General features: G+C 69.3%; 10 protein-coding genes and 1 pseudogene. 5 read left to right on the forward strand and 6 right to left on the reverse strand.

Annotated elements, in window-relative coordinates; genetic code table 11:
• The 3 genes and pseudogenes from I59_RS20120 to I59_RS23625 form a co-directional block, all read right to left on the reverse strand.
• On the reverse strand, positions 1-635 hold a 635-nt coding region (locus I59_RS20120; protein WP_042726786.1), incomplete at its 3' end, for a PD-(D/E)XK nuclease family protein.
• Positions 636-668: 33 nt separating this feature from the next.
• Positions 669-902: a DUF1653 domain-containing protein gene (locus I59_RS23620; RefSeq protein WP_175329663.1), complete on the reverse strand. Its 234-nt coding sequence runs from the start codon at positions 900-902 to the stop codon at positions 669-671.
• A 6-nt stretch (positions 903-908) separates the two neighbouring features.
• Positions 909-1,310 (reverse strand): annotated as a pseudogene (locus I59_RS23625) (arsenate reductase ArsC); the annotation flags it as partial.
• A gap of 74 nt (positions 1,311-1,384) precedes the next feature.
• Between I59_RS23625 and I59_RS14745 the strand changes: the two are divergent.
• The 5 genes from I59_RS14745 to I59_RS14765 all read left to right on the forward strand — a co-directional run bounded on the left by I59_RS14745 (position 1,385) and on the right by I59_RS14765 (position 3,448).
• Entirely contained in the window at positions 1,385-1,876 is a 492-nt protein-coding gene (locus tag I59_RS14745; protein WP_022904527.1) for a thioredoxin family protein, read from the forward strand.
• A complete protein-coding gene (locus tag I59_RS14750; RefSeq protein WP_022904528.1) occupies positions 1,873-2,343 on the forward strand; it encodes a DUF4395 domain-containing protein in 471 nt (156 codons plus the stop codon). Before I59_RS14745 ends, I59_RS14750 begins: the two co-directional genes overlap by 4 nt.
• 160 nt (positions 2,344-2,503) lie before the next feature.
• Positions 2,504-2,839 (forward strand): hypothetical protein, encoded by a 336-nt coding sequence (locus I59_RS14755; protein WP_022904529.1) that lies wholly within the window; start codon positions 2,504-2,506, stop codon positions 2,837-2,839.
• A 30-nt stretch (positions 2,840-2,869) separates the two neighbouring features.
• The gene (locus I59_RS14760; RefSeq protein WP_022904530.1) at positions 2,870-3,070 is read left to right on the forward strand and encodes a hypothetical protein; all 201 of its coding nucleotides are present in this window, start codon (positions 2,870-2,872) and stop codon (positions 3,068-3,070) included.
• 3 nt (positions 3,071-3,073) lie between these two features.
• Positions 3,074-3,448 (forward strand): hypothetical protein, encoded by a 375-nt coding sequence (locus tag I59_RS14765; RefSeq protein ID WP_022904531.1) that lies wholly within the window; start codon positions 3,074-3,076, stop codon positions 3,446-3,448.
• Between the two features lie 332 nt (positions 3,449-3,780).
• On the opposite strand, the gene I59_RS21565 is transcribed toward I59_RS14765, so the two are convergent.
• The 3 genes from I59_RS21565 to I59_RS14780 all read right to left on the reverse strand — a co-directional run bounded on the left by I59_RS21565 (position 3,781) and on the right by I59_RS14780 (position 6,480).
• Complete coding sequence (locus I59_RS21565) at positions 3,781-4,185, reverse strand: hypothetical protein (RefSeq protein ID WP_261976589.1); 405 nt, start codon at positions 4,183-4,185, stop codon at positions 3,781-3,783.
• A 145-nt stretch (positions 4,186-4,330) separates the two neighbouring features.
• Positions 4,331-6,205 carry an alpha/beta hydrolase gene (locus I59_RS14775; protein ID WP_022904533.1) on the reverse strand — a complete coding sequence of 625 codons (1,875 nt, stop codon included), beginning with the start codon at positions 6,203-6,205 and terminating at the stop codon, positions 4,331-4,333.
• Positions 6,202-6,480 (reverse strand): hypothetical protein, encoded by a 279-nt coding sequence (locus tag I59_RS14780; protein ID WP_148286257.1) that lies wholly within the window; start codon positions 6,478-6,480, stop codon positions 6,202-6,204. Before I59_RS14780 ends, I59_RS14775 begins: the two co-directional genes overlap by 4 nt.
• Positions 6,481-6,582: the final 102 nt, after the last annotated feature.

Genomic DNA, 6,582 nt, shown 5'->3' on the forward strand with positions numbered 1-6,582 from the left:
GCCAGCTCGTCGTCCGCCGCCATCCGCTCGGCGATCACACGCTGCAGCTCGGCCCGCTGGGTGCGGTACACCGGCGCGATGTCGGCGAGGTCGTGCGTGGTGGTCGTCCGGTCGCCGAGCACGAGGTGGACTTGCTCGCCGGTGGGGATGCCGTGCGCCTGCATCTGCTCGGCGTAGGCGGCGAGCTGCAGGAGCGCGCTGATCTTGGCGTGGCGGGCGAGCTTGGTGTCGTAGACCTCGTACTCGCCGGCGGCGTTGCGGATGATGAAGTCCGCGAAGCCGATGAAGCCCGGCTCGTCGGGGGCAGGAGCGCGGTGGAACGTCGGCTGGTAGAGCACGGCGGCGCCGGCGCGCAGGGTGTCCAGCGCTGCCTGCGCGGCTGCCGCGTACCCGGCGGGCTCGGGCCGGTCGAACTCGACGACCTCGTGCGACTGCTTGAGTATCTCGAGGTAGTCGAGCTCGTGCTGATCGCCGAGCCGAGCGGTCCGTTCGAGCATGTCGTCGTGGACTTCGGGCAGGGGTTCGCCACGACCGAGCTTGGCGTCGAGGCGTCGGAGGAACGCCCACTCGCAGGACGCCCACGTGCTGAGGTCGCTCGGGCTGAGCAGGACGCCGCCGTCGGTGGTGATCTGCATGCGGGTCCCCCGTCTCGTTGGTGCGCTGCGAGCCTAGGGGCGGCCGCCGACAACCCCGTCGTCGCCGTCCACCCGCACGAACCGCGGCCCCTCGTAGCCGTCGCGCGACACCCAGGCGGTGAAGTCCGCGAGCGACCGCACCCAGTGCCCCCGCTCCCCGTACAGCGCCTGGTACACGACGACCGGCTCCTCGGTCTCGACGTCCTTCGCCACGAGGACCACCTCGTACTCGCCGCCCTTGAAGTGCCGGTAGCGCCCGGGCGTCACTGCCGACGCCGGTAGCAGCGACCCGAGCAACTCCGACACCCGCCGCTTGATGTCGTCCCGGATCGCTCGCACCTCGTCGAGGCCCTTGCCCGCGGGATCGGTCAGTTCCCAGTCCTCGTACCGCTTGCCCGGGAAGATCGGGCAGGCGTCTCCGCAGCCCATCGTGATCACCGCGTCCGAGTCCTTGACGTCAGCGGTCTGCAGCAGCTGCGGTACCGCGCCGGTGATGTCGATCCCCTCCTCCGCCATCGCTGCGACCGCGACCGGGTTGATCTGCGACCCTGGCTCGCTCCCGCCCGACAGCACCCGCACCCGGTCGCCGCCGAGCGCCCGCGCGTACCCGGCGGCCATCTGGGAGCGCCCGGCATTGTGGACGCAGACGAACAGGATCGTGGGGACGTCGTTCATGAGGACCAGCCTGCACCACGTCACACGGTGTCACCCACCGTCCGTGTGTCACCGGGTGGACGTACTGTCCTCCCATGACCGTCGTCACGGCCGTCGCCGTCCTCGTGGGAGTGCTCGCCGTCGCCACCCTGCTCGGCTTCGTCCTCCGGAGCCGGACCGGCCGCGCACGCACGGTCAGCAGCGCGGGAGCGACGCCCGCCACGAGCCCGGTTTCCGACGAGACGAGCGCAGCGAGCGCGAGCAGCACCACCGCACACGGCATCGCTCCCGCCGAAGCCTTCGGCGCCCGCGCCACCCTCGTCCAGTTCTCCACGCCGACCTGCGCGCGCTGCCCCGGCACCCGCCGCCAGCTCGACGCCCTCGCCGCCCAGCACGACGGCGTCGAACGTGTCGAGATCGACGTGGCCGAGCGCGCCGAGATCGCGACCCGCTACAACGTCCTGCAGACCCCGACGGTCCTGCTCGTCGACGCCGACCACACCGTCCGCACCCGCTTCGGCGGACCGCCACGCCCCGCCGAACTCTCCGCAGCACTCGCGACCGTCCTCCAGGAGGCACCCGCATGAGCGACACCACCACCGGCATCGACCCCCGTTCGCCGCGCTTCGGCGCCGCGATCACGACCGTTCTCCTCGCAGTGACGATCGTCCTCACGCTGATCTCCGCGACGTCCGTCGCCGGCATCGTCCTGCTCGCCGTCATCGTCGTGCTCTTCGCCATCGGCGGGATCGGCGGCATCCGACGCCACCCCTACGGCGCGCTCTTCCGCCGCTTCATCCGCCCGCGCCTATCGCCGCCCGCCGAGCTCGAGGCCCCGGAACCCCCGACCTTCGCTCAGCAGGTCGGCCTGTTCGTCACCGCCGTCGCACTGCTCCTCGCCCTGGTCGGCGTCCCGTACGCCGCGCCGGTCGGCGCCGCTGTCGCCCTCGTCGCCGCGTTCCTCAACGCCGTCTTCGACGTCTGTATCGGCTGCATCCTCTACGTGTGGCTGGTCCGCGCGGGCGTCCTCCGTCCGCGTCGGACCACCGCCTGACCGCCGGGAGGCACGCCCCGCCCCCGCAACGCACGCCGCGTGGGCGAGGCGGTCGGGCCTGGAGGCGCGACCCACCTGCGCGACGCACGCTGCGTTGGTGACGTGGTCCGTGCCTCCCGGCCGACAGCGCGACCGGAGGACACTCCTCGTAGGGTGGCACATGGGGGACTTCGAACGCATCGCCCGCCGCGCGTGGCGGCGGACCGTTCCGATCGCGATCGGCGGGCTCGTCCTCGGAGCGGTGATCGGGGTGATCATCCGCAACGGAGACGACGTGCTGACGCGGACCCTGACGATCATCGGATTCGGTCTCAGCATCGGCGGACTGAGCGGGGCCGCGTCGCTCCTCCCGACGACCTTCAAGCTCGGGCCGTCGATCCAGTCTCCCGCGCGGGGGCTCGACCGAGCCGAGCGGAGGGCGCTGCGCCGCACGGTGTTCTCTGCTCGCCCGCTCGGCGAGCCGGGCTCGGAGTTGGCGCGGCGAGCGTCCGACTAGGCGCGGGGTGCGTCGCTCTCGCTGCCCATCGTGCTGGGCCAGTTCCTGCTGCTCTACGCGGGCATCGCCGGGCCGCAGCTGCCGAGCCTCGTGCGCGACGACCCCTGGAGCGCCGGCATCGCACGCGGGCTCGTGTTCCTGCTCGTCGCGATGTCCATCGGCATCACGATCGTGTTCCGCCGGCAGATCCGCGGCGCGCGTCGCTACCTCGAAGCCGTCGGGAACCGATAGCCCGTGCCGTACGCCGATGCCTCCACCGTCCTCGTCAGGAAGTTCGCGACCTACCAGCCCGACTTCCCGCGATCGGGGGCGTCCGACGTGATCCCGGGCTGGCTGCCGAGCGCCAGCCGACGGTCACCGCGCCGCCTCGAAGTGGGCGGGCGACTCACGCTCACGCCCGAGGTGCTGTGGTTCAGAGCGCTCCCCGTCACGCTCGTGCGTGCGGACTTCGGGCTCCCCGTCGAGGAGATCGTGCGGCTCGAGGACGTGTCGCACGGTCTGCGCAAGCTGGTCCGCGTGACCCTCCGGAGCGGGATCGAGCCGACCTTCCTCGTGTGGGGCGTTCCGCGCTTCATCGAGGCGGTCGAGCGGGCGCGGGCTGCGCTCTGAGACGGCGGCGTAGCGGGCAGTTTCGCGTCCTCGTCACCGTGTACCGTCGCTGCCTCCGTGGCCGCCCGAGGGAGTAATTTCCCTGCCCGCATCTCCGGCGCCGAAGAGTCCCCCCATCGAACCCTCCGACACCGGCGGCCGATCTGACCGCCCGGCCATGCCCGACCGCCAGCGCCTGATCAGTCGCACGCTCCTCGCGCCGCTCCGATGGCAGCGCGCCCACCTTCGGGGACGGCTTGGCAATCGGGGCACCAGAACTCGACGACGACTACGACGAACCCGCCGGCTTATTTCCGTCATCGGTATCTGTCTCAACAGCGCGTCGAAAGGTACTACGGAAGGTCAGTCGGTCGCGGGTTCAAGGGGGTTCCGAGGTCCGGCACCTCCCCTGGCACGCAGTGTCCCCAGATGAGGAGGCTGGCAAAGTCCACGCCCGACTGGAACTCCAGGCCGAACCCGTCGGCCGCGGTCCCACCGTTGTAGCCGTTGGGGTACGAGACAACGGTTCGCGGCGGTCGCAGTGTGTCGTCGTGCTGCACCGGTACACCGCTCAGCCCCACCTCGGACCTCAGCGCCTCCGCAACATCCCGTGTCACATTGTCGGGCGCTGCAGGAAGTGAATGCTTGCGAATCGCAGTGAGGGAGAACTGGGCAGCGTTGCCGCGCCCGGATGAACAGTCGTTCCACCCAGATACGGTACCCTCCTCCCAGCCCGCCTCTCCGACGACGGACTTCACGGCTCGGAAGATACTCATGACGTTCTCGTGCGATTGTTCCGGAGTCATCGAAGTTTCCTTACTCGCAGGGGCGTGAGGGCCGGTGTCGGCGCAAGCGGTCAGAAGGAGCGCCGCGCTGGCGAATAACGCTCCCCCGACAAGGCGGTCAGAGCGTCGGGTCACCGGTGAGTCCTGTCTGCCATTCGTACATGAACCAATCCTCTTTCGTTTGCTGCCGCATCCGATCGAAGGGCTTACCGGCCTCGGGGACCTGATCGCCCAATCCCATCGTTGCTTTCGCGGCGTAGTACTGCGCGGTCGTGTTGTTGTCGAAGTACGAGTACCGTCCGTGCTCGTTGCCTTCTCGGCCGTCGTACGGGCCGTGATGGGTGATGCCGTGAAGTAGATCTCCACCGGCCCTTCGTGTCTCCGAGCTGAAGTCATGGGCACCCCAGGTCGGGTCCGTCGGATCCTGCCGACCCGACAGGTGCTGCCCGGTGATCGCCCACCCGTCCCTCGCGCCCTGGCTCGCGAAGACCTCGCCTTTCGGAACCTCCAAAGCGTCCGCGTTCGGCGCCACGTCCGTAATCCCGGCGGATCCGAAAAGCACGGCATGATCAGCATGGGTCTTCGTCAGGGCGATCGTTGTCACATTCGTGCCGTAGGAATGCGCGACAACAGACAAGTCCGCATCCTTCCCGGACGCCGCACCGGCGTCGAAGCCGCTCAAGTCGGCCACAAGTGTTTCGGCTCCGACATGTGCGCGCTCGTTCGCCACAACTGAAGCGAACGACAGGTCATCGGCCATCGGTCCGTGGTACCCGATCCAGGACACGACCGCGACGTCATCAGGAAGAACACCGCCCGCCGCAGCCTGCCGACTGCGCATGCCGTCGGCGATCAGCGCATAATTGCTTACAGTCCCGTCTTGATAGGTCGCAGTGTTCATCCCGGGAATGATGTATGTCACGTGGCTTGCGGAGTCCATGTCTCCCGAGACGATCTGCGCCAGTGGTGGCCGGTCGTCAACGAGCGAGATGAGAGAGACGGATTTCGTGTCCAGTGTCGTTTTAATGTTCTGGTACCCGTCGCGCTGCCGCTCCCACACCTGGAGCTGCGCCCGCGCCGACGCAGCAGCGGCAGGACTCCCCGCCCCGTCCAACTGCTTCTCCCAGTACGACGTCTTCCGCTTCGCCTCAGCGAGCTTGTCCTCGAGCACGGTTGAGTTCGCTCGAGCCCTCGCCCAGTAGGCGACACCGTTCAGGTTCCCGAGCACCGCCGGGATCGCCGCCACGAATGCGTCCTGCTCGGCGGAGTGCGCGCCACGAGGGTCGGACATCGCCGTCCACCACGTCGCCACGTCCTTCGCGTCCATCCGCGCCAGGCGAGCGGTCGTTGTCGGATCGTCCCGCAGCGCCGCGATCGACTCCTTGTCGAGCGTGCCGAGCCACGTGAGGAACTGCCCGTCACTCATCCTCCCCACGGCGGCCGCAGACTGCAGCTTGCCGACGACCTCCGGTGCTTCCAGAGCAGCGGCAACACGTCGGTCGGCAGCCTCTCGCCGCGTCACCAGCTCGTCCCACTGCGTCGACAACCGCCCCTGCAGCCCAGCGAGGCCCGCCGCTCCGGCCTGCAGCTGACGCAGTCTCGTCGTGTCCGACTCCACGGCATCCGCGCTCTGCACGGTCGCGGTGGCGGCTCGGATCGCGCGGGCGTTCGCCGCGACGTCATCGGCCGCGTTCTGCTGCGCAGTCCGTACCCGTTGCGCCTCGTCCTGGATCTGCTGCACCTCGCGTGCGTACGTGTACAGTGCCGAGGCGGCCTGATCGAGCCGAGCCGCGACACGTTGCGCGCTCTCGGGCACCGTCGCCGCGACCGCGACGAACCGCTCCTGCGCCTTCCCGCGCCACCCGTACTGCGCCGCCTCCGCAGCATCCACCACGTGCCGGGTCCCCGCCCGGACACCGTCGGCGTGCGCCGTGTGCAGGCGAGCGAGACGACGGATGGCGTCCGGGTCGCCCACGGTCGGGTCGAGCGTCACTGGAGCTTCACCGCCAGACCCGCGTCCGTCTGCTCCAGCACCGCGAGTGCGTTCTGCACGAAGCGGCTCAACGTGTCCGCATCCTCGCGGAGCGAGCGGACCATCGCGTCCAGCGCCCGCGCCGAGGATGCGAACGCCGACACCACGAGATCGGAGCCGAAGCATCCGCCGTCAGCCCGCGAAAGCGCCCGTTCCGAGCCGAACTCCGCCCCCGCGGACTTCGCCATCGATGCAACCGAACGCATCACCGGCGCTTCGATCGTCAGATCCCCCAAGACTGCTCCCTCCTCCGTTCCTGGCGAGGAGCATATCTGATACTTCTCGTGTGGAAATCAGATATCGCAGATCTGTGGGGAGCACGACCGGAGGTCGGTCAG

This window comes from Curtobacterium sp. B8, from assembly GCF_000333315.1.
Lineage (GTDB): Bacteria > Actinomycetota > Actinomycetes > Actinomycetales > Microbacteriaceae > Curtobacterium > Curtobacterium luteum.